General features: G+C 69.8%; 17 protein-coding genes. 6 read left to right on the top strand and 11 right to left on the bottom strand.

The annotated features are described in order from the left end of the window. Positions 1 to 927, bottom strand: a 927-nt coding sequence (locus ENSA5_RS10020; protein ID WP_258182810.1) for a LysR family transcriptional regulator, incomplete at its 3' end; no start/stop codon positions are given. A gap of 61 nt (positions 928 to 988) precedes the next feature. Here ENSA5_RS10020 and ENSA5_RS10015 point away from each other — a divergent pair. Then, entirely contained in the window at positions 989 to 1,777 is a 789-nt protein-coding gene (locus ENSA5_RS10015; RefSeq protein WP_106391404.1) for an SDR family NAD(P)-dependent oxidoreductase, read from the top strand. Between the two features lie 101 nt (positions 1,778 to 1,878). Here the strand turns inward: ENSA5_RS10015 and ENSA5_RS10010 are convergent, their stop codons facing one another. Together ENSA5_RS10010 and ENSA5_RS10005 are read right to left on the bottom strand one after the other, a co-directional pair. Beyond that, positions 1,879 to 3,567 (bottom strand): bifunctional aminoglycoside phosphotransferase/ATP-binding protein, encoded by a 1,689-nt coding sequence (locus tag ENSA5_RS10010; protein WP_106391403.1) that lies wholly within the window; start codon positions 3,565 to 3,567, stop codon positions 1,879 to 1,881. 9 nt (positions 3,568 to 3,576) lie between these two features. Then, the gene (locus tag ENSA5_RS10005; RefSeq protein ID WP_106391402.1) at positions 3,577 to 4,368 is read right to left on the bottom strand and encodes a CBS domain-containing protein; all 792 of its coding nucleotides are present in this window, start codon (positions 4,366 to 4,368) and stop codon (positions 3,577 to 3,579) included. Here ENSA5_RS10005 and ENSA5_RS10000 point away from each other — a divergent pair. Next, the gene (locus tag ENSA5_RS10000; protein WP_106391401.1) at positions 4,367 to 5,365 is read left to right on the top strand and encodes an ATP-dependent 6-phosphofructokinase; all 999 of its coding nucleotides are present in this window, start codon (positions 4,367 to 4,369) and stop codon (positions 5,363 to 5,365) included. The two genes, ENSA5_RS10005 and ENSA5_RS10000, sit on opposite strands and share 2 nt — an antisense overlap. Positions 5,366 to 5,390: 25 nt before the next feature. Here ENSA5_RS10000 and ENSA5_RS09995 read toward each other — a convergent pair whose 3' ends face one another. Together ENSA5_RS09995 and ENSA5_RS39730 are read right to left on the bottom strand one after the other, a co-directional pair. Next, positions 5,391 to 5,873: a hypothetical protein gene (locus ENSA5_RS09995; RefSeq protein WP_258182809.1), complete on the bottom strand. Its 483-nt coding sequence runs from the start codon at positions 5,871 to 5,873 to the stop codon at positions 5,391 to 5,393. A gap of 250 nt (positions 5,874 to 6,123) precedes the next feature. After that, on the bottom strand, positions 6,124 to 6,576 hold the full coding sequence (locus ENSA5_RS39730) for a tyrosine-type recombinase/integrase (protein ID WP_373422433.1): 453 nt from the start codon (positions 6,574 to 6,576) through the stop codon (positions 6,124 to 6,126). Positions 6,577 to 6,723: 147 nt separating this feature from the next. Between ENSA5_RS39730 and ENSA5_RS09980 the strand changes: the two genes are divergently transcribed. Then, positions 6,724 to 7,518, top strand: coding sequence for a hypothetical protein (locus tag ENSA5_RS09980; RefSeq protein ID WP_106391398.1), 795 nt, complete (start codon positions 6,724 to 6,726; stop codon positions 7,516 to 7,518). Between the two features lie 9 nt (positions 7,519 to 7,527). Here the strand turns inward: ENSA5_RS09980 and ENSA5_RS35795 are convergent, their stop codons facing one another. From ENSA5_RS35795 to ENSA5_RS09960, 6 genes are all read right to left on the bottom strand, one after another. Continuing rightward, a complete protein-coding gene (locus ENSA5_RS35795; protein WP_146155529.1) occupies positions 7,528 to 8,262 on the bottom strand; it encodes an SMI1/KNR4 family protein in 735 nt (244 codons plus the stop codon). Next, positions 8,259 to 9,191 (bottom strand): DUF4150 domain-containing protein, encoded by a 933-nt coding sequence (locus tag ENSA5_RS39145; protein WP_258182808.1) that lies wholly within the window; start codon positions 9,189 to 9,191, stop codon positions 8,259 to 8,261. Before ENSA5_RS39145 ends, ENSA5_RS35795 begins: the two co-directional genes overlap by 4 nt. After that, entirely contained in the window at positions 9,188 to 11,317 is a 2,130-nt protein-coding gene (locus tag ENSA5_RS39140) for a hypothetical protein (protein WP_258182807.1), read from the bottom strand. Before ENSA5_RS39140 ends, ENSA5_RS39145 begins: the two co-directional genes overlap by 4 nt. 191 nt (positions 11,318 to 11,508) lie before the next feature. Next, positions 11,509 to 12,510 (bottom strand): DUF2169 family type VI secretion system accessory protein, encoded by a 1,002-nt coding sequence (locus ENSA5_RS09970; RefSeq protein ID WP_181197586.1) that lies wholly within the window; start codon positions 12,508 to 12,510, stop codon positions 11,509 to 11,511. A 19-nt stretch (positions 12,511 to 12,529) separates the two neighbouring features. After that, the gene (locus tag ENSA5_RS09965; protein WP_146155528.1) at positions 12,530 to 13,045 is read right to left on the bottom strand and encodes a DUF6484 domain-containing protein; all 516 of its coding nucleotides are present in this window, start codon (positions 13,043 to 13,045) and stop codon (positions 12,530 to 12,532) included. Between the two features lie 231 nt (positions 13,046 to 13,276). Beyond that, complete coding sequence (locus ENSA5_RS09960) at positions 13,277 to 14,200, bottom strand: tRNA threonylcarbamoyladenosine dehydratase (RefSeq protein WP_106391394.1); 924 nt, start codon at positions 14,198 to 14,200, stop codon at positions 13,277 to 13,279. A gap of 220 nt (positions 14,201 to 14,420) precedes the next feature. Here ENSA5_RS09960 and ENSA5_RS09955 point away from each other — a divergent pair, with 220 nt between their 5' ends. The 3 genes from ENSA5_RS09955 to ENSA5_RS09945 all read left to right on the top strand — a co-directional run bounded on the left by ENSA5_RS09955 (position 14,421) and on the right by ENSA5_RS09945 (position 21,150). Beyond that, positions 14,421 to 18,635: a VIT domain-containing protein gene (locus ENSA5_RS09955; RefSeq protein WP_106391393.1), complete on the top strand. Its 4,215-nt coding sequence runs from the start codon at positions 14,421 to 14,423 to the stop codon at positions 18,633 to 18,635. A gap of 570 nt (positions 18,636 to 19,205) precedes the next feature. Then, positions 19,206 to 19,994, top strand: a complete 789-nt coding sequence (locus tag ENSA5_RS09950) for a response regulator (protein WP_258182806.1) — start codon at positions 19,206 to 19,208, stop codon at positions 19,992 to 19,994. A 193-nt stretch (positions 19,995 to 20,187) separates the two neighbouring features. After that, positions 20,188 to 21,150 (top strand): bestrophin family protein, encoded by a 963-nt coding sequence (locus ENSA5_RS09945; protein ID WP_106391410.1) that lies wholly within the window; start codon positions 20,188 to 20,190, stop codon positions 21,148 to 21,150. The last annotated feature ends 57 nt before the right edge of the window (positions 21,151 to 21,207 follow it).

Here is a 21,207-nt window from a genome sequence, read left to right as displayed (position 1 = left end):
CTCGAGGCTGGCCTCCGCCGCCACCCGCTCGACCATCGCGTCGATGAACACCCGCGTCTTGGCCGGCAAATAGCGCCGCCCTCGATACAGCGCCTGGACCGGATACGCGTCAAAGCGATGGTCGCTCAACAACGCCCGAACCCGACCCGCAGCGATCGAGTCCGCAAACGCCCACAGCGGACCCAGGAGCACCCCTTGGCCCGACTCGACCAGGCGCACCAAGGTCACGACGCTGTTGACCGTAAAGCGCGGGCGAAGCTCGACCTCGCGCGCCTGACCGTCGGGGGTCTTCATCCGCAAGATGTTGACGCCGGTCGAGCTCCGGTAACCCAAGAAGCAATGCGCCGGCAGCTCGGCGGCGGTGCTCGGCTCGCCGTGGTCACGCAGGTAGCCCGGTGACGCGACCAACACCCGAGGCACCCGCCCGAGTCGACGCGAGCGCAGGGCCGAGTCGCGCAGGGTTCCGATCCGAATCGCGACGTCGATGTCCTCGGACGCGAGGTCGTAAAACCCGGTGCCGAGCGCGAGCTCGACGCTCAGCTTCGAGTGCTCGCGCTGCAGCGACTCGAGCACGGGGACCACGAAACGAACGCCAAACTCGGGCGGCGCGGTCACGCGCAAACGCCCCTGAGCTTCGTCGGTCGCCGACGCGAGCGCGGCCTCGAGCGCGTCCTGCTGCGCGACGATCTGCGCGAGCCCTTCGTAGTAGCGCGCGCCCACCTCGGTCGGCCGCGAGCCCCGGGTCGAGCGACGCAATAACTGCTGACCGAGGCGAGCCTCGAGCGCGGCGAGCCGTCGGCTGACGGCAGAGGGATCGGTGCCGAGCTGCTCGGCCGCCGCCTTGAGGCTGCCCGCCTCCACGATGCGCAGAAACAGGCGTTCGTCCGAATCAGGCGGGTCGAAGACCATTACTTGCGATTTTTGCATGTACGACTTGATAAATCGATGGATACCGTGCCTATGGCGCACGAAATAGGGTCTCCACACCATGCAGGCCAGCACGACAGCCCCCAGCACCAACCTTCGCCACAAGACCGCGCTCGTCACCGGCGGCAGCCGGGGCATCGGGCGGGACATCGCCCTGCGCCTGGCAGAGGCCGGCGCCGACGTGATCCTGACCTACCGCGATCGCTCGGACGCCGCCGCCGAGGTCGTCGAGCAGCTCCGCGGGTCGGACCGGCGAGCCGAGGCCGTCGCGGTCGACCTGACCGGCACCAGCCAGATCGCCAGCCTGGTCGAGCGCGTCACGAGCGTGCTCGCCAGCTGGAAGGTCAACGCCCTCGACATCCTCGTCAACAACGCGGGTGTGTCCTCGCACCAGGCCTTCGCCTCGATCACCGAGGCCGAGTTCGATCGCGTGATCGACATCAACTTCAAGAGCGTCGTGTTCTTGACCCAGGCCTTGGTGCCTCAACTCGCGGACGGGGGACGCATCATCGCTATCGGCTCCGGGCTGAGTCGGTTCTCGATGCCCGGGAGGAGCCTGTACGGCTCGCTCAAGGCCGCGGTCGAGCGCTACATGGCCTACCTCGCGACCGAGCTCGGCCCCCGCGGGATCACGGCCAACGCGATCTCCCCGGGTGCGCTCGACACCGACTTCAACGCCGCGGCGCTAAAAGACAACCCGCAGATGCGCGGCTACCTCGAGTCGGTCACGGCCCTGGGGAGGCTCGGGGTCGCCGAGGATGTCGGCGGCGTGGTTGCGATGCTGTGCTCCCCGGCGGCGCGCTGGATCACCGGTCAGCGCATCGAGGTCTCGGGCGGGATGTTCTTGTAGCGTCGAGATCCACCTCGTGCTCGGCGCCCCCACGCGTCGCCTCCCTCGGCGCGGGGCCGCTCAGCCAGGCCCCGGTCGTCGGGTCGAGGTCGAGCTCGGCTTCAGGCCAGCCGCGCGTCGGCCAGGGCCCGCGCGGCCTCCGACAGCAACTCGCGCGGGGTCCCGCTCGCGTCGATCGTGTTGAAGCGACACAGCAGCGGGTCGATCGGCGACCACTTGTCCCGCAGCCCCTGATAGATCGCCCAGGTCGCGTCCGAGGGGTCCCCCTTGCGCGCCGCGAGCCGCTCTTTGATCAGCTCCGGCCGCGCGCTCACGACCAACATGTGGACCGGCACCCCCCACGCGATCGCGGCGTTGACAAAGGCCTCGCGCCGCGAGCCATCGACGAAGGTCGCGTCGACCAGCGCCCGCCCGCCGCCAAGGCAGACCTCGGCGGCCCGCTCGAGGCACGCGGCGTAGGTCTTGTCGCTCCACTCCCGCGTGTAGATGCCCTCGTCGAGATCGCCGCGCTGGCTCGTGAAGGGGTTGATCCCGGCGAGCCGCTTGCGAACCTCGTCGGCCCGGATCCACGTGAACCCGGCGGTCTCCCGCAGGCCCCGGGCGAGCATCGACTTGCCCGTGCCGGGCAGCCCGGCGACCAGGATCATGCACGGGCGCTCGCGCGGCGTGGACAGCTCGACGAGCGCGAGGCGGGCCCGGGCCTCGGCCTTGGCCCGGGCCTTGGCGCAGGCCTCGTCGCCGAGCGCGGCCTCCGACGCCGCCATCGCGGCGACCTTGGCCCGGACCGTCGCGCGGTAGCCCGTGTAAAAGGGCAGCAGGCGATCGACGTCGGGGTCGTCGCTGGCCGAGATGAAGTCGTCGGCGAAGCAGCGCGCGAGCTGCCACGCGCCGCGGGCCTCGAGATCCATCACGAGAAACGCGATGTCGGCGATCGGATCGGACCAGCGAAAGCGGTCCGCGAACTCGATCCGATCGATGATCAACAGCTCGCGCCGCCCGGTCGCGTCGAGCAGCTCCTCATCGACGAGGTCCGCGTCCTCGCTGCTGGTGTAGCCGAGGTTGTAGACGTGATCGAGGCGCAGGTCCCCGTGGGTGTCGCGGACCTGCCCGGCCTCGAAGCGCGCGCGGATCAGCCCCCGGACCCGCTCGAACTCGGCCTCGCTCACCTCGCGCAGGCGCGTGAGCAGGTCGCGATCGATCGGCTCGGGTCGACCGAACTCCCGGGCGACGTCGACGATCGCGTCGAGCTGGGCGAAGTTCTCGCGCATGTTCTCCTCGACCGTGGCGAGGTCACCGAGGCGCGCGAGCTCGGGGTTGGCGGCCGCGCGCTCGGCCCCGTCGCGGTAGAAGGCGACCAGAGTCGCCGCCAGGCCCCACAGCTGCGGGCGCCCGAGCTGGCCGCGCGCGAGCAAGCCACTGAAGGTCGCCGAGTCCGGCAGCCGCCGCATCCACACGGCCCACTCGAGGACCTGGCCGCTGTCGTCGACAGGCTCACGATCGATCTGGACCACTCCATCGCGCTCGACGACCGCGACCACGCCCCGGTAGACCCCCGAGGCGAGCTCGCGGTTGACCTCGACCTCGGCCTCGCAGTCGATCCGGCGATCCTCGAGGGTCGTGAAGTCCAAGAACCCAAAGTCGACGGGCTTGTGGATCTTGAACACCTCGCGGCCGATCAGAAACACGACCGAGATATGGGTCTGGATGACCTCGACCTCGGCCGCGCCGGGGTCGTGCCACGGGTAGGCGGCGGGGCTGCTCAGGGCCTCGATCAGCGCTTCGAGTTCCACGCGCTCCCCCTAGCGGCTGAGCAAGACGTCGATCACGCTCGGGCCCTCGGTCTCGGGCCCCGCGAATGACGCGCTGCGAAACCCGAGCTGACCGGCGCTGAGGCGCTGGCCAACGAGCTCGGGCAGGTTGTGCTCGCCAGAGGCAAAGCTGTTGAGCCGCGCGTGGACGTCGTTGGAGGCCTCGGCCCACAGGACCTCGTCGGGCGTGTCGACGCTGGTCAAGACCAACATCCCGGGGCCCGGTCGCGCGAGCCGGTCGATGTTCTCGACGGTCAGAGGCAGGGTCGGCGTCCAGCTGAGCCCGCTCTCGGGCTCCTGGTGGGGGAAGGCCGGGGGGTGCGAGGCCGGGAGCCCGACGAGGCCGCGGACGACGTCGAGCAAGGACACGAAGCCGGTCACGCAGCCGCGCGCGTCGACGACGACGAGGTGGTGGTACCCGAGCTGGCCCATCTCGCGCCCGGCCTCTTCGACCGTGGTCTCGCTCGTGACCGTGGCCGCAGGCGTGGTCATGTGCTTGGACACGGGCTCGTCGCGCTTGGCCCTCGCGAGGTTGCGGAGCGAGACCAGGCCCAGGGGCACGCCTTGGTCGTCGACGACGGGCGCCGCGGTGATTCCGAGGGTGAGGATCATACCCAGCACCTCGCCCGACGGCTCGTGGGCGCGCACGGTGTAGACCTCATGGTTCATGATCGTCTCGACGGTGTCACTCATGCCGGCCGCCGCAGCGTAGCGCATCTGCACGATCCGCGGCACCACCAGCGCTTTGCGCCGGGCCGCGCGAGGGGGTAAGGACTCGCTCATGCAAGGTCAGCCAAAGGCGATCGCAGTGCTCACGAGCGGCGGCGACGCGGCGGGAATGAACATGGCCATTCGCGCCGTCACCCGCAGCGCCCTCGCCCGCGGGTGGGCCGTCTATGGGGTCCAAGAGGGCTTCGCGGGCCTGATCGCCCCGCCCGAGGAGGGCAAGATCAGCCGGCTCGAGGCCCGCGACGTCGGCGGGATCCTCGGGCGAGGCGGGACGGTGTTGGGCAGCGCCCGCTGCAAAGATTTCCACGACGAAAAGGCGCGGGCCCGCGGGATCGACAACCTCGCCGCGCTCGGCGTCGACGCGCTCGTCGTCATCGGCGGCAACGGCTCACAGACCGGGGCCCACGCGCTTCACGAGCAGGGCCTGGCCGTCATCGGGATCGCCTCGACGATCGACAACGACCTCGAGGGCAGCGACATCACGCTCGGGGCCGACACCGCGCTCAACGTCGCGGTCGACGCGGTCGACAAGCTCCGCGTGACCGCGAGCTCGCATCGGCGCGCGTCGATCGTCGAGGTCATGGGCCGGCACTGCGGCTACATCGGGCTCGCGGTTGGGCTCGCGACTGGGGCCGAGGCGATCGTCTTGCCCGAGAACGACGTCAGCCCCGACGAGGTCGCGCAGCGGATCGTCAACGCCTACGAACGCGGCAAGCACCACGCGATCGTGATCGTGGCCGAGGGCGCGCGCCACAACGCTCAGGCCCTCGCGGCGATCCTCGAGCGGGACCATCGCGAGCGGGTCCGCTTCGACATGCGTGTGACGGTGCTCGGCCACATCCAGCGCGGAGGCACGCCGACGGTCCAGGATCGTCTGCTCGGGGCCCGCTTTGGGGCTCACGCGATCGAGTGCCTCGCCCGGGGTGAGCATGGCGTGCTGGTCGGGCTGCGCGGATCCGAGGTCGTGACCACGCCGCTCGCGGAGGTCATCGGCAAGCAAAAGCCCCTCGACCTCGACCTCGTCGAGCTCGCCCACGTGCTCGCGCAGTGAACGAACCCCGGCCCCGCCGCCCGGGTCACTGCTTGTCGCGGAAGCGGGCGTTGACCTTCTCGTTGGTCCGGGCCGCGCTCTCGATGATCGCCTCATAGATCGCGTCGCCCTCGAGGCCCTGCTGGCGGTTCTTCTCGACCAAATACTCGAAGCTCGGCCCGTCCGGATCGCCGTATTTCGCCCGATCCCGGGCGCGCAGCTGGGCGACCTCGAGCTTGCTCGACATCATGGCCCGGGCCTCCAACCGAGCCTCATGCCGGATCGTGTATGCGCGATGCGCTCGCTCCTCGGCGCTGAGTCCCTCGAGCAGCCATATCTGGTTCTGGTCGGGGATTGTGGAGACTTGTGCGTTGTACCACGCGCGGACGTCGGGGGTGGTCCTGGTCAGGCCCTGGCCAGACCCGCCGACACAGCCGCCGCTGCAGCCCGGGCCGCCGAAGCTCAACAGCGCGACGAAGACCAGGGCGCAGACCGACGCGAAGCGCGAGCGAGCTCGGACCGGAGGCATCGCGCGAAGTATACTGGGATCCTTTGAGCCCCCGCAGGCGTCAGCGACTCAGCCACGCACGGCCGCACGCGGCTGGTCGGTCGGTCGCTGCACTCCCTCCCTCGGTGGGCTGGTATGAGCTTCGCCCTGGTCTGCGTGGCCCCCTAGAAGGGGACTCATCTCAGGGGAGGGGTCATAGGTACCAAAAAACGGGCTCTCAGAGCCCGCGCAACGACTGCGCTTAGGGCGGCCTCCCTGTGGCCTCCAAAAGTCACAGGTCCATCAGCTCAGCCCAGCGCAGGCGGTCAGGGACGACCAGGTGAACATACGCCATCGTAATGTCCAGCTTGGCGCGGCCCATCCACTCCTCGATGGTGAGGGCCGGCACTCCGCGCCGAACGCACTCCGAACCAAACATGTGCCTCAGCATGTGCGTGTGCTGTTCGACGGCGAGGCCACCGAATTCGAGTCCGCGACCAAGCCTGCGCCCCGTCCCCCCTGGGCTTGGTTGCTTCAGCGAGTGTTCGCGGCCGAGGTCATGATCTGCCAGCGCTGCCGTGGGCGAATGCGCTTGGTGAAGATCGCTAACGAGCCCGACGACATCGCCAAGGCGCTCGCCGACGTCGGGCTCGGACCCCGCCCCCGCCGCGACCGAGGCCCGCCCTGCCCGGCCAGCTCGAGGTCGACCTCGCTGCCTGATCGACGCGCCCGCCTGCGGCCGCAATGACTTCGGCGTGCCGGGCGTTGTTCTGCGTGGCGGTGACCCGGGCGAAGCCGGGGGCGCTGTTCACGACCCACGGGGAGCGTTCGAGGCTGCTTGGTTGATCCCCCGACGATGTATGGGGCTGGGACTCCCGTATAGTTTGCCCACATGTTCACCCTGACCCAAGCGCTGCCCTACATCGACGAGTTGCTCCCCGGCGTTGTCGAGCAGCTCCGGGGCGCCACGGCCGCTGAACTCGCCGAGTTGGAAGAGCTCGCCGAGCGTCCCCTCGTCGCCCCCCATCGTGAGCTGCTCGAGATCATGGGCAACGACACCGGGCCGCTGTTCGCGTCCATGATCGCCGGTGATGTCCGGGTCGCGCGGCTAGTTCGCTACTACCGGGAGGTCGGATGGCGCCCGTCCGAGCGCTTCTCGTTGATCGGGCGTGAAAAGACCCTGCCTCACTCCTTGTTCCTCGACGCCGACAGCACGCCGGCCTTCGCGGTGGCGGGCTTCGACATTCCCCTGAAGCCCCAAGCTCATCGCACCCAACCGTGGGTCCACGCGAAGACCTACGCCGCGTCCTTGCCGGAGCTAGTGGCTTGCAACGCCTTCGAGGCGTTCAGCTGGCTCAACTTCGAGCTCGAAGCCTACGCCACCATTGAGCCGCAGCCGGAGTTGCTCGGTCGCCTCGACGCGGCCCTGATCGAGCTCGGATACGGCCGACACCCCCTCAGCGGCGGCTTCACGGGGATGTACGGGCGAGAAAGTGTCGCAACCGCCGTGACCTCGCACGCCGATCCTCACGGCGTCGGCCTGCTTCACATGAGCACCGACGACCGGGCCGAGGTCGAGCGGGTCATTGCAGCCCTCGAGCAGCAGCTGACGATTCAGCTGCACTGGCTCGAGAACCCGGATCACCTCCGCCCCTATGTTCGCGAGCTGCGCGCCACATATGGTTGAGCGCCATGCTCACCGGTTCCGATGAACCAACCCGACATGGTGATCGAGCAGCGCATACAACCGCTCGACTCCTGTTCCATCTCGACCACTGATGCGAACCCCCAGTCCGTAGCCTGGCGGCTGAGAGATGGCGGCGGACAACTCAGGCGTGTAAAAGTAGGCGTATCCTCCGCTCGAACGAGGGTGTTCCGGTAGCCCATATCGGCGGACGACATCTACGGCGCGCTCGAATGATCCATCGAGGTGTGTCACCTTGCTGGCTTGTACGACTGCAGGGCAATTCGAAAGATGTCGAACCATGAAAAACATGGAGAAGATGTAGTCGGGAAGGGATGCCGATTCGAACTCAAAGTCATTCGGATCGGCATCCGGCGCCGTCGGGTCAGTTCCGAGCGGGAAACTCACCACAGCTTCACGGCTACCTCGACCGTCGAGAAAGTAATCCTGGCTGTTCCCGAAGTTGTCCATCCCGATCATCGTGAACGGCTCGGGAGGGCGCCACGCAATTTTTTCATAGTAAGAAACGATGCGACAGGCCGTGAAATCCGTACGCGGAAGTTCAATTCCCCACGACTCCCCCATGTGTCGCAAAAAGTCCCGGTAGACTGCAGGAAGAGGCCGCCCATGAAGCTGCTCGAGACGCTCGATCAACGCCCTGTCCACGCCACGAATGTCCTCTCGAAATTCGGGCTCGATCTGGCAGATTTCGTCGATGATCGCGGAGATGGGATTTTCGGTGGTCATTGTTCCTCCCCAGGGGGCTCGGGGCAGAGCATCGCAGGAAGCATATCTTTGCAGGTCTCGCATGACTCAGCATGGTTGCCGTGGCTAAAGGGGGCTCCACTCGGGGGCGAGCGACCATGCCATGACTCCGTCAACGCCACGGGTGTGAGGCCCTTGACGCGGGCATGAAAGATGAGCTTGGGCGCGGCGCAGTTCCCGGGCCGTGAACTCCCGTCGACCTTCTCGGCTTTGTATTTTCGACCGCCCAGGCTCTTGCCAAATCGCCCGGGGTTTTGGAGGCTGGGGATCTTTGCTCCAACGGGCTTGCCCGAATGTGCGGTCAGCATCACAACCCGGCCTTTGCTGTCCTTGCACTTCATCGCCCCGATCATGTATCCGTACTCGTCCCCCGGGCGCGAGACTGGCTCGGTCTCGTGAAGCCTGGCGATCTCGGCCTCCGTGTCTTCGTCGGAAGGCAGCGGGTGCCCCTGCGGGGCGCCGCACAGTGGGCAGGGCGCGTCACCACCGTAGCTAAGCCCCGGCGAGCCCGTGTTGGGCTGCCCGCCGGTGTTGTCCGTGTTCCCGTTGTGCAGGCAGACATCGAGGAAGCGGACGACCCCCTTGCCCTCGAACTTGACGTCGGCGCTGGCGCTCGCCCACTTCATCTTGCCCTTGGTCTTCGACGAGACCAGCCCACCGCCGGCGGTGCCCGCCTCGTTGCCGGTGCTGGTCTTGATGTGGGCGCCCTTGATCGCAACGGACTTGCCCTCGATCTTGACCTTCTTCGTGCCCTTGGCGAGGTCGCTCGACTTGGCGACGTTGACGTAGGGCACCGTCACGGGCGGGCCTCCGGGCGAGGGGGTCTTGCACACGTCAGGGACCGGACAGGTCTGGACTCCGCCGTCACCTGCGTGGACGATCGAGCGTCCGTTCGCAAAGGACTTGGTCACGGCGCCGCGCCTCCGTCGAGCTGGGCGCGGGCCTGGCGGAGCACGTCGAGTTGCTCGACGACGGGCCAGGTCATGCCGAGCCTGAGGGGAAGCGAGGCTCGGATCCGCAGATCGAGGAGCGTGTGCCTCCGCGTGGCCGGGGAAAGTCGGGGATCGAGGAGCTCGTCGACGAGCGCGAGGGGGCCGGCGATCCGACCACGGCGATAGCATCGGCCCGCATCGAAGCGGGCCTGGTGCTCGTGCCACCACGCCGCCCAGCGCTCGGGATCGACGCTCACCCGCTCGACGAGCTCCGGGGGCTCGTCGGGATCGACCAGGACCTCGACCTCCTCGTACAAGCCCGCGCCGCAGACTCGCTCGAGGGCCTCGGCGAGTGTGCTTGCAACATCGGGCTCGGCCGACTGCCCCAGGGCCGAGAGCAACACGGGGACGCTCCGCCCGAGGCCGATGCGACCGAGCGCCTCGAACTCTTCGGCCCGCAGATCCTCCGCGGCGCGACTCTGGATGAGCTCGGTGTCTCCAGCACCTCCAAGGACAGCGAGGTAAGGGGCGAGGGCCCGGGCGAACTCGTGGCCCTGACGCAGATAGGCACGCAACGCCTGCAGAGGCTCAAGGTGGCCGATCCACAGCGCGGCTTCGATGGTCGGGCCGCGCATGGTGAGCGTCGCCAGCCGCTCACGCACGACCTCGGGCTGCTCGCCCCAGCGCGCGACGTGTAGCAGGGCGAAGTCATGATCGACAGAGCCCGGCTCGAGCTGGTCGAGCCAGCGAAGCGTTCGGCCGCTGTCGCACTGGCAGCATCGGTCGAGCAGACGCATCCCGGCCAACGCCACGGTCGCGTCGGTGGTGTCGAGCATAGCCGCGAACTGGTGCAGGGTCTCGACCGACCATCGTCCACCCCAGACGAGCGCGTCGGTCCACCGCGGGCGCTCGTCGGGCTCGATCTCGCCGAGGGCAGCGACGAGCCGGGCGCTGTCCTCGACACTCGACGAGTTGCTCGCCGCCAGCGCTGCACCGGCAGCGAGCTCGGCATCGGAGCCTGCCAACGCAGCGTTTGCCACGCCGCGGGCGAGCTCACCGTAGTGGGCGAGGGCGCGCCTGCGCGCGACCATGCGCTGCTCGAGCTCCTCGACCCCACGCCAGCCCATGTCGGGATCGCGCAGCAGGTCGCTGCGCAGCTCAAGCAAGATGCCGAGCTCTTCGAGGTGCTCCTCGCAGCGCTCGCGTAGAAACGACGGTACCTCCGGGTGCTCGCGCAAGGACAGACGCGCGCTCGCACGACGCCCCTCGTTGGGACTGCGCTCGAGACGGGCCGGCTCCCCAGAGCCGAGCACACAAGCTCCCGACTCGCCGCCATCACCAACCCCGAGCACGAGGGTGACACCGTCCGCACGCGAGGCCAGAGCCAGGGCGAGCGCTCCTGCAGCCGCCCCCGTGTCACCAAGACTCTCGGCGATGGACTGGGGCTCGAAGGGCTCGGGACACAACGACGCGTTGCGTAGGTAGGCCCACGCCAGCTGCGTCGCCCAGCGCGTCTGGTTTGGCTGGCACGAGAGCAAGCGGTCCACGCGCACGCCTTGCAGGTGAGGCGCGAGTCGGAGCTGGCGCAACGCCGCCGCGAGGCCTTCGGCCCGGTCGGGTTCGCGGCTGAATCCCGATCCGTCGTGGTCAGCGACATCCAGGATGCGAGGGGGAGCCGCCGCTACCGGAGCGCCTGACTTGGCGGCCAGCCAGACGAAGCCCGCCCCCTCCCCGGCGATTCGACCGTCGATGTTGTCGAATCCCAACAGTTGTCCTCCGATGCTCGCGTCGACGAGCGAAGTCGTGTCACACGAGCAGTCGATACCTCCGACGAGAACATCCCCTGCCCCGCGGCTAACGTGGGCCACGGCATCTCGCAGGGCCATGAAGACTGCGGCACGCCCGTAGGCGTAGACGCCGCCCTCAGGCAGGGCCAGCTCCAACGGCGCCACCGCCTGACGCAGGGTCTCGAGCACGTGGCCGACGTCGTTGGCCGGGAGCTCGCTCGTCGGGGGCAGCCCGAGGTAGAGCGTGATGCGTCGTTGTCCGGCGCGCTGTATCGCCGCGGCGAGCGCCGTCAGGGCCGTCGCTCCCAGCAGTCCCATCCGTCGCCTTCGACTCGCACCGGGGAGCAGCAGCGGCATCCGAGCCGCGCGCACGCCAACCCCGTCTGCTGCCAGCACCGGCGTCTCCTCGAAGGGGCAGACCCCCGCCTCAAGTTCGACCGCTGTGGCCTCGAGCTCAAGCCCCACCGAAGTGCAGACGTCGGCGGCGAGCACGAACACCGGCGCAGTGCTCACGGCTCGACCTCCCAGGCCTCAAGCTCGCGAATGCTCGTCGATTCGTGGTCCGTCGGCGTGACCGGAATCGTCGCGCGCCAGATCATCATCAGCGTCCCCTCTCCGAAGTGCAGATCGACGACATCGAGGATCATGCGCTGGCGAACGAGCCCGGCGCGGGAAGTCGTTCGAGCGAGCATGCGAGCGCTCGGGAGCTCGAAGCGATAGTCGCCGTCCGGCGACCAACCACTGGCGACGACCGGCTGGCCTCCGCGCAATTCTCCGGGAGCGATCAATCCCTCAGACGCGGCCGAGAAGGAGCGAAGGTCCAGATCTTCGGGCCAAAGCGGCGCCTGGGTCTCGACCCAGCTCTGGTCGTAGGTGCCCGACCAACCGACGCGGGGCTGCCAGTGGCGCGGGATCGGCCCGAAGCCCACAGGGGGCGGCCGACTCGCCAGGCCCGTCACGCGGGCGTCGACAGCCTCGATGTTGGGCAAGAGCTGCCCCACGGCCTCGGCTGCGCTGGCGTGGAGCCCCCGACCGACGGGATTGCGCGCGCAGGCTTCGCTAGCCGTCGTTCCACCGAAGGCCCGCTCGTAGACGACGGGCAGCAACTCGAAGGGCGCCGGCTTCGAGATGCGCAGACCGACGGCGCCCTGCTGCCACACGCGCTCACCGGTGACCACGGCCGCCTGCGTGCACGGGCCGACGCGCAGGCCGAGGGCGAGTGACTCGACGGCCCGCCCCCGAGGGGCCCATGCGTCGCCCGAGGCCCAGATCTCCGTTCCCAGGCGCGTGTAGGCCGACATTCCCTCGGCGCGCAAGCTCGACACACCCGGCTCGCCCCAATGCAGATCCTCTCGAGGTGGAAGCGGCTGCTCGACATGGGCACGCAGGGGCCCTGCCGCGGGACGACCCGCTGCAGGCAGCACGAAGGTCTTGGCCGCGAACACCACGACCAGCGGTCGGCCGTGACGATCGAAGCTGGGCAGCCCGAACGCCCCGAGCTCTCCAAGCACTGCGACCTGCATAACCAGCTCAGTTGATGTCCACGCTGCCGCCGGTGATGCGCTGGCGCCGGCGAGCGAGGCTCTTGATGTCCCGGCCGCGCAGCTTGATCGTCCCGTCGGCGCACAGCTCGATGGCCGCGCCGCCGCAGCGCAGCTCGATACGCTCGTGGCCCTCGAGGACCACACGGCGCCCGTCGAGCCGCGCCTCGAGGGGTGCGTTGTTCGATGCGAGCGCGGGCGGTCGCTCTGCGGCGGGGGTCGAGCACAGCGAGAGCACCAGCGGCAGGGAGGGATCGCCGTCCTCGAACACCAGCACGACGCCCGACGGCCGGCCAGCTGCCTGACACAGCGCTTCGTCGGGGATGACGCCGATGCGACGGGCGCGGGTGGGACCCCTGCGATTGCCGGGGAAGTCGACGAGGATCTCGCCGTCGGTGCCTACACAGACCACTCGGCCGAGGATCGCCGCCGGGCGAAGCTCGGTTGGCTCGGTGTTGGCCGGCGGTGGCAGAGGGGGGATGCTCTTCGCAGCAGCTCTCGACATCGGAGAATGATGGCACAGGCGTCCGGGCGTGCATAGCGCCTGGTCGATACGGCACTGGCCCGGTGAACCTCGATGCCATGGTCGTACTCGATCTCGCTGCCGTCTTTCTCGAAGTCGAAGACGAGAGCGCTTCGAGTGAACACGAGGCGGTACCCGTCCTCGACCGAGCGGAGCAAAAAGCGTGCCTCCTCATGGCTTGGAGCTCAGAGCTCGGAGCTCGATGCGGGCGGCTCAGCTCAGCGCCTTGACGGCCACGCTCGCGCAGGCAAACCCGAAGCTGCCAGTCACGAAGCCCGCTGTCCCGTAAATCAAGTTGCGTTGGTCACAGGTGTGCTTGCCGTTGTCGCCTTGCGGGCACACGCAGCGAAAGCCCTGGCCCTCGTCGTAGGCGAGCTCGATGGGAGCCGACGGGGGCTCGAGCGAGTGGACCGTAGGCAGGTCCCAGCCCCGGGCGCTCGGGAAGTCGTGACGCTGACGAAGCAGCTTGCGCAGCGACGCCAGGAAGGGATCACCCGCGACACGGCTCAGATCACTCACGCGGATCTGGGTCGGATCCATGCGCCCCGACGCGCCGCCAGACACGACCACCGGGACCCCGCGGGCGCGGCAGCTTGCGATCAGGTGCGCCTTGGCCGTGAGGTTGTCGATCGCGTCGATGATCATGTCGGGGGCGCGCGCGAACAGGGCCTCGCTGGTCTCGGCCTCGTAGAAGCTGCGCACGGCCTCGATCTCACAGGTCGGGTGGATCGCCTGGAGCCGCTCGGCCATGACCTCGGCCTTGGGCTTGCCGGTTGTCCCGCGCATCGCGTGGAGCTGGCGGTTGGCGTTGGTCACACACACGAGGTCGAAGTCGACCAGGCTCAGGCGCCCGACCCCCGAGCGGGCCAGGGCCTCGGCCGCCCAGCTGCCGACGCCGCCGAGACCGATGACCATCACATGGCTCCCGAGCAGCTTGCGCATCGCGGCGTCGCCGACGAGGCGACCCATTCGATCGAAGCGACGGTGGAGTCGGTAGCTGCCCTCGACATCGCTCGTTGGCGCGGGCTCGGGCTCGGGCGCTCGCTCGCGACGAAGCGTGAGCAGCCCGGGCGGCTCGGATGTCGCGAGAGGCTCGCTCAGCCACGGCAGGCGCGGGGGCGTCGGAAGATCGGCCATCGGCGCGGCAGTATAGCCACGAGCCAGCGCGCGGCTCGAATCACGGCAAAGCATCGGTTGGGGGCGCGCTCGGGCGCGCTTCGGCGTAGAATCCGCTAAGCGCGCCGCAGCGCCCGGCCCAACGAGACCGCCCGTGAGTGATCCAAGCCCCGAGTCCCCCGCCGCCCCCCAACCTCCCGCACGCCCGACCCGATCGCGCAGGTCCAGGTCCAAAGCGGGCGTGATCGTGCTCGCCAGCGTGCTCGGCCTGCTCGGCGTGGTGTCGAGCTCGTGCCAGACCGAGGAGATCCCGAGCGAGGCCCCGAGCCTCGGCGCCAGCCTCGAGCTCGCGTCGGGCGAGGTCGAGCTGATCGGCGACGAGGGTGAGACGACCCTGCTGTCGAACACGCCGCTGCCGCTCGGCGCCACGCTGCGCACGGGCACGGGGGCGCGCGCGCTGGTCCGGCTCGGCGACGGGACCCGCGTGTTCCTGCGCGACGAGACCACGGTGACGCTGACCGACGGGCTCGAGCTCACCAGCGGCCAAGCCTGGATCGAGGCGCCCCCGATCGAGCAGGGCCAGCGCGGGGTCTCGCACACCCTGGGCGCCGTCCAGGTCTCGGTCAGCGACGGGGGCGCCAGCCTCACGCGCAGCGGGGACGAGGTCGAGATCTACGTGGCCGAGGGCCTCGCAATCGTGACCGCGCCGGGCGGCCGAACCGAGGTCGACCCGGGCGAGCGCGCGACGATCTCCGGCGCGGGCGCGCCCGTGGTCGAGCCCGTCAAGTTCTGGGACGACTGGACCGGCGGCATGGGCGATCACAGCGCGACCGCCACGTCCCCGTGGGTCGGGACCGGGAGCGTCTACGCGATCGATCACATGGCCGGGTTCGGAGCCGAGGCGCTGCCCCTCGCTATCCAGCGCCAGACCGTCGAGGTTGCGATCGACGAGCAGGTCGCCGAGACCGAGGTCGACCAGGTGTTCTTCAACCCGTCCGGGAGCGAGGTCGAGGGCTGGTACTGGTTCACGGTCCCCGAGGGCGCGATGATCGTCGGGTTCGCGCTCGAGACCGACGGCGAGCTCGTCGAGGCCGAGGTCGTCGAGCGCACCCGCGCCACCCAGACCTACGAGGCCACGATCCGCCGCCGCGTGGACCCGGCCCTGCTCGAGTGGATCGACGCCCGGACCGTGCGCGCGCGGATCTACCCGATCCCCGGCGCCGGGACCCGGCGGATCGTGCTGCGCTACCAGCAGCTGCTCAGCGAGACCGAGGGCAAGCTGCGCTACCGCTACCCGATGGCCGCGCCGGTCGGACGCGACGCCACGACGATCGAAGATTTCGCCCTCGAGCTCTCGCTGCGCGGCGAGATGATCGAGCGCTACGGCCTCGCAACCCGGACCGACGCGCGGATCGAAGGTCGCGACCGCAGCCGCGTGACCATGCGCCGCAGCGGGTTCACGCCGCGCGCCGACTTCGAGCTCGAGCTGACCCGCAAGCGCCCGAGCGGCAAACAAGACGACGCCGCCAGCGAGGCCCTGCGCGTCAACGTGTTCGAGCCCGGCAAGGACCAGGCCGACTACGTGATGCTGCGCTGGACGCCGGACATCGAGTTTGGCGAGGCCGCGGCGCCCAAGGGCGAGGTCGTGGTCGTGGTCGACACCTCGGCGGGCAGCGATCCGGCCGAGCACCAGGCCAAGCTCGCCGTCGCCGAGGCGCTGCTGCGCTCGCTCAGCGCGGCCGACAGCTTCGCGCTCGTCGGGGCAGATCTCGGCGCCGAGGTCCTCTACCCCGACGCGGGCATGGCCGAGGCCACGCCCGAGGGGATCTCCGAGGCGCTCGAGCGCCTCGCCCAGCGCGGCGCGGGCGGGGCCACGGATCTCGGCGCGATCTTCGAGCAGTCGCTCGAGCGCGTCCACGGTCTCGAGCAGCCCGCGATCGTCTACATCGGTGACGGCGTCGCGACCTCGGGCGAGATCGAGGGCGACGCGCTGGCCGAGCGCCTCCGCCGGACCCTGGCCGGCTCGCCCGCGCGGCTGTTCACGGTCGCGGTCGGGCGCGAGGTCGACGAGGCCCTGCTGACCAAGCTGGCCCGGGCGGGCGGCGGCAAGGCCCTGCGCGTGGCCGAGCCCAGCGAGGCGGTCATGCGCGCGCTCGAGCTCTCGGGCGCGCTCAAGACCCCAACGCTGACCGAGGTCAAGGTCGACGCGGGCGAGGGCCTCGACGACCTCTTCCTCAGCTCCGAGGGCAAGCTGTCGCGCGGCGAGGAGCTCCGGGTCCTCGCGCGGACCCATCACGACCTGCCCGAGAAGGTCACGATCAGCTACCGCTTCGCGGGCGAGGACTACGAGCGCGAGTACGAGCTCGGTCGGGAGAAGAGCGCGGTCCTGAGCCGCGTGGTCCCGCGGCTGTGGGCCCGCGCCTACGTCGATCGGCTCCTGACCGAGTCGCGCGGGCCCGAGGGGGTCCGCGGCAAGATCTTGACCCTCGGCCTCGAGTACGGGCTGATGACCCCCTTCAGCTCGTTCCTGGCGCTCGAGGACGACAGCGCCTATCGCCGCGCGGGCATCGAGCGACGCTCGCGGGCGTTCCCGATCTTGACGGCCGACGCCGGCGACTCGCGTGTCGAGGCCGCGCCGACGAGCGAGTCCCCGACCGTGCTCTCGATGATCGGCGCCGCCGCCTCGGCGCCGCTGGGCTGCATGCCCGGGCCGGCCAATCAAGACCGCAAGCCGGACGAGGACCGCGAGGCCGGGAACGCGCGGGCCGAGGAGGGCGAGCTCCGCTCACGCTCGGCCCAGACCCGCGGCCCCGCGCCCTCGGCCTCGCCGCTGGTCGACGCCCGGCTCGAGCCCGCGCCCGACGCCGTCGCGGGCGAGGAGCTCGACTCGAAGAGCGAGCCCGCTCAGGATCGCTGGGCCGGCGCCGGGGGCCTGGGCGTGATCGAGCTCGACGCCGAGACCGCCGACCGCCCCGGTCGCCCCGCCGCCGCCAGTCGGGCGGCGCGCCTGCTCGCCGCGGGCTACAGCGTGCCCGCGCCCCCAGCTTGGGTTGACGAGGTCACCGAGTCCGAGCTCGCGCGCGGATCGATGAGCGGGCGCTCGCGCGTGATGCCCTCGCCGGTCCCCCACGAGCAGACCCTGAGCTGCAGCGACGCGTCGACCCGCGGGCTCGTCCACCGCCGCCTCCTGTGGGCCCAACGCCTCGATCGCCAGACCACCATGGCCGGCAAGCTCCGGGTCTACGAGGCCTCGCTCGCGGCCTGCGAGCTGCGTCGCTGGCGAGACCAGCACGCGTTCTTGGACCTCTTGCAGCTCGGCGCCCGAACCGAGGCCGAGGTCCAGCTGCTCCTCGGTCACTTCGCGTCCGACGTCGACGCCAAGACCTTTCTCGTACAGGCGCTGCTGCGTCGGCTGATCGAGCCCGAGCTGATCGCCGCGGTCAACTATGCGGTCTACGGCGGGATCGAGTCGTGGTGGGAGATCGATCGCCGCGTCGACACGACCGACGACCCCGACGCCCGCCTCCGGCTCCTCGACGCCGCCCTGGCCAACGCGCCCGGCGACCCCGACGGCGAGCGGCGCATGATCGCCGAGCTCATCGCCCAAGATCGCGTCGACGAGGCCATCGCCCGGGGCCTGCGCCTGCGCGACCAGGGCCAGATGACCCCGGAGCTGGCCCAGATCGTCGGCGAGCTGCTGACCCGCCGCGAGCGCGACGACGCGGCCAAGCGCCTGTTCTCGGAGCTCGTCGAGTTCGCGCCCCGCTCGCTCGTCAGCCGCCGCCTGCTCGGTGACATCTTCTTGCGCCACGGCTGGTACGCCGACGCCTACCGCCAATACGAGCTGCTCTTCGGCCTGGCCGAGAGCCCCGACGCGGCGATCCGTCTGGCCCGGGCGGCCGCTGGCACCGGGCGCACCGACGAAGCCCTGCGCCTGCTCGGGCGCGTGCAGTCCGGCGGGGGTCGGCCCGGCGAAGATGACCCGCGTCGCTTCGCGCGCCTTCACATGGCGGCGATCCTCGCGGGCTTGCTCGACAGCGATCTCGACCTGCCCAAGGACAAGCTCGGCGCCGAGCTCAAGTCCCTCGGCCTGTTCGAGGGGCCCGCGACCTGGGAGCTGCTGCTGTGGGAGGACCTCGGCGCTCAGCTGACCCTCGCAACGAGCGCCGCCGGGCACCCGAGCCCCCAGGCCGACGGCGTCGACGCAGGCGGGACCGGGCTGTTCGCGCGCCAGTACAGCGGCGCCGCTCCGACCCTCGAGGTTCGTCACAGCGGCCTCGTCCCCGACCGCGAGGTCGCCTGGCGGCGGATCACCCTGCGCTGGGACGGCGAGAGCTTCAGCGTCGACCAGCGCGCGGGCACCATCGCGGCTCGCGTAGCCAAGGCCGAGCCCGAGCCCGAGCCCGAGCCCGAGCCCGATGGCACCCCGGCCGAGGGCGAGCCGACCGAGCAGTAAGCGCGACAGCGAGACCCAGATGAGCGCCAAAAGCAGCTGGGGGGTCTAAACCAGCTCCAAAAGCCCCCGGAGGACCTAAACGAGCCCCGAAAGCCCCCGGAGGATCTAAACCAGCCCCCTTCCAGGGGGCCACGCACCCAGATAGCGAAGCTCATACCAGCCCATCGAGCGAAGGAGCGAAGCGACGTAGCGACCGGCCGCGCAGCGGCCGTGCATGGCAAGGTGCGAAAACGCCTGTGGGGGTCTAAACCAGCTAAGCCCATACCAGCCCATCGAGCGAAGGAGCGAAGCGACGTAGCGACCGGCCGCGCAGCGGCCGTGCATGGCAAGGTCCGAAAGCGCCTGCGGGGGTCTAAACCAGCTAAGCTCATACCAGCCCCATCGAGCGAAGGAGCGAAGCGACGTAGCGACCGGCCGCGCAGCGGCCGTGCATGGCAAGGTCCGAAAGCGCCTGCGGGGGTCTAAACGAGCTCCGAAAGCGCCTGCGGGGGTCTAAAGACAACCGCCGAGACCACGGCGCCAGCGCCTCGCTGGCGGGCCGCTGGGCGGAGACTTTGTTACACTCGCGCTGTGGCAGCGACCGATCCGAGCGACAGCCCGTCCACCGACACTTCTGACGGACCCTCGGACGGGATCCAGCGAGACCTCGACGAGCTGACGATCTTGCTCGTCGAGGACGACCCGCGCGCGGCCAAGTGGGTCCGCCTCGCGCTGGAAGAGCGCGGCGCCAAGATCCTCTGGGCGACCCGCATCGACCAGGCCCGGCTGCTCGTCGAGCGCCACGAGCCCGAGCTCGCGCTCCTCGACGTCTCGCTGCCCGACGGCAACGGCCTCGATCTGATCGTCGAGCTGCGGACCCGCGAGCACCCATGCGCCTGCGTGGTCCTGACCGGCAACCCCGAGTCCAACGTCGCCCGGATCGCCGCGGGTCTCGGTGTCAGCGAGTTCCTGGCCAAGCCCGTCGAGCTCGAGCGCCTCCATGTGGCCGTGACCCAGGCCCGCGAGCGAACCTTGCAGATGCGCCGGATCCTCGCCGAGCACAAGGGCTCGGCCGTCCAGAACGAGATCGAGGACGGCGTCGGCAAGCGCCTCGCCCGAGCCCGCGAGCAGGCGCCCGGCAAGCCCGTCGACTCCAGCGAACGCCTGGCCTCGCTCGCCGCCGAGTTTGGCCTCAGCGCCCGCCAGGCCCAGGCCGTGGCCGGGGTCGCCGAGGGCCTGTCCGACGCCGACATCGCCCGGGCGATGAAGGTGTCCTACAGCCGCACCCGACAGCTGCTCGCGGCCGCGTTCTCCAAGCTGGGGTTGAAGTCGCGCAACGACTTCATCCGCTTCTTGTGGGAACGCAGCGGCCAGCGCTAGCAGCGGCCTTGGACTCCCCACAGCGGTCGCTCGCTGCGCTTCGCCGAGCGGCTCGCGCCTCGCCCACACCGATCTGAAGGCCTCGCATCCGAGCGAGCTGCGCGGCGAGCTGTACGGGCTCCGCGTGGCTCCGGGCTCGCCCTGACACCAGCCTTGCTTGCGCTCGCTCGGCACCGCGCACTACCGTGCGGCGGTGATCATCACGGACCGCCGCGCATGGCTCAACCAGCTGGTGATGATCCGCGGGACCTCGCTCTCGGTCAGCTGGAAGCGGATGTTGGTCGCGACCGTGACCGCGACCGCGGTCACCCTCGCCCAGGTCTACTTCGAGGTCTTCGACACCAACCTCACGCCCTTGCCGTTCACGCTGATCGGCCTGGCGCTGTCGATCTTCCTCGGGTTTCGCAACACCACCAGCTACGACCGCTTCTGGGAGGGGCGCAAGCTGTGGGGGCGGATGGTCAACGTCTCGCGCTCGTTCACCCGCCAGCTGCTGACCTTGATCGGCCCCCAAGCCCAGACGAGCACACGAGCCCCCGCGCCCGAAGAGGTGGCCGAGCTCGCGCGCGTGCGTCGCGAGCTCGTCTACGGCCAGATCGCCTACGTTCACGCCTTTCGTCAGCACCTGCGCGGTCAGCACGACCCCGACGAATACCTCAACCTGCTGCCCGACGCGCTCGCGGGCACCCTCGAAGCTGAGCTCAACCGCCCGCTGGCGATCAGCCAGTGGCTCGGCGATCGCTTGCGGGCGCTCTACGACCGCGGCTGGGTCCACCCGCTGCACCTGAGCGTGCTCGAGGGCAGCCTGACCGAGATCACCGCCGTGCAGGGCGCCTGCGAGCGCATCAAGTCGACGCCGATCCCCTACAGCTACACGGTGTTGATGCACCGCATCGTCGCGGTCTACTGCCTCGGCCTGCCCTTCGGCATCGTCTCCACCGTCGGCATGCTGACGCCCGTGGTCGTGGCCATCGTCGCCTACGCCTTCTATGGCCTCGACGCGGTCGGGACCGAGATCGAAGATCCCTTCGGCACCGACCCCAACGACCTCCCGCTGTCGACGCTATCGCGCATGATCGAGATCAACCTGCGCCAGCGCTTGGGCGAGGGCGAGTTGCCGCCCGTGCTCGAGCCCGTCGACGGCATCTTGCAGTGAGACGCTCCGCCGAGCGCGGCCCTTCGCTCGGATCGCGCGCTCATGTCACGCCCGTCC

The organism is Enhygromyxa salina (assembly GCF_002994615.1).
GTDB classification, from domain to species: Bacteria; Myxococcota_A; Polyangia; order Nannocystales; family Nannocystaceae; genus Plesiocystis; species Plesiocystis salina_A.
Note: the sequence above shows the minus strand (reverse complement) of the source record. Positions and strands in the feature narration are given on the sequence as shown.

What these genes read in the sequence shown, in the direction of transcription:
- ENSA5_RS09960 (WP_106391394.1), bottom strand. Translation starts at nt 14,200, where the DNA reads ATGGCCGATCTTCCGACGCCCCCGCGCCTGCCGTGGCTGAGCGAGCCT.
- ENSA5_RS35795 (WP_146155529.1), bottom strand. Translation starts at nt 8,262, where the DNA reads ATGACCACCGAAAATCCCATCTCCGCGATCATCGACGAAATCTGCCAG.
- ENSA5_RS10005 (WP_106391402.1), bottom strand. Translation starts at nt 4,368, where the DNA reads ATGAGCGAGTCCTTACCCCCTCGCGCGGCCCGGCGCAAAGCGCTGGTG.
- ENSA5_RS39140 (WP_258182807.1), bottom strand. Translation starts at nt 11,317, where the DNA reads ATGGGACTGCTGGGAGCGACGGCCCTGACGGCGCTCGCCGCGGCGATA.
- ENSA5_RS10015 (WP_106391404.1), top strand. Translation starts at nt 989, where the DNA reads ATGCAGGCCAGCACGACAGCCCCCAGCACCAACCTTCGCCACAAGACC.
- ENSA5_RS09980 (WP_106391398.1), top strand. Translation starts at nt 6,724, where the DNA reads ATGTTCACCCTGACCCAAGCGCTGCCCTACATCGACGAGTTGCTCCCC.
- ENSA5_RS10000 (WP_106391401.1), top strand. Translation starts at nt 4,367, where the DNA reads ATGCAAGGTCAGCCAAAGGCGATCGCAGTGCTCACGAGCGGCGGCGAC.
- ENSA5_RS09965 (WP_146155528.1), bottom strand. Translation starts at nt 13,045, where the DNA reads ATGTCGAGAGCTGCTGCGAAGAGCATCCCCCCTCTGCCACCGCCGGCC.
- ENSA5_RS09995 (WP_258182809.1), bottom strand. Translation starts at nt 5,873, where the DNA reads ATGCCTCCGGTCCGAGCTCGCTCGCGCTTCGCGTCGGTCTGCGCCCTG.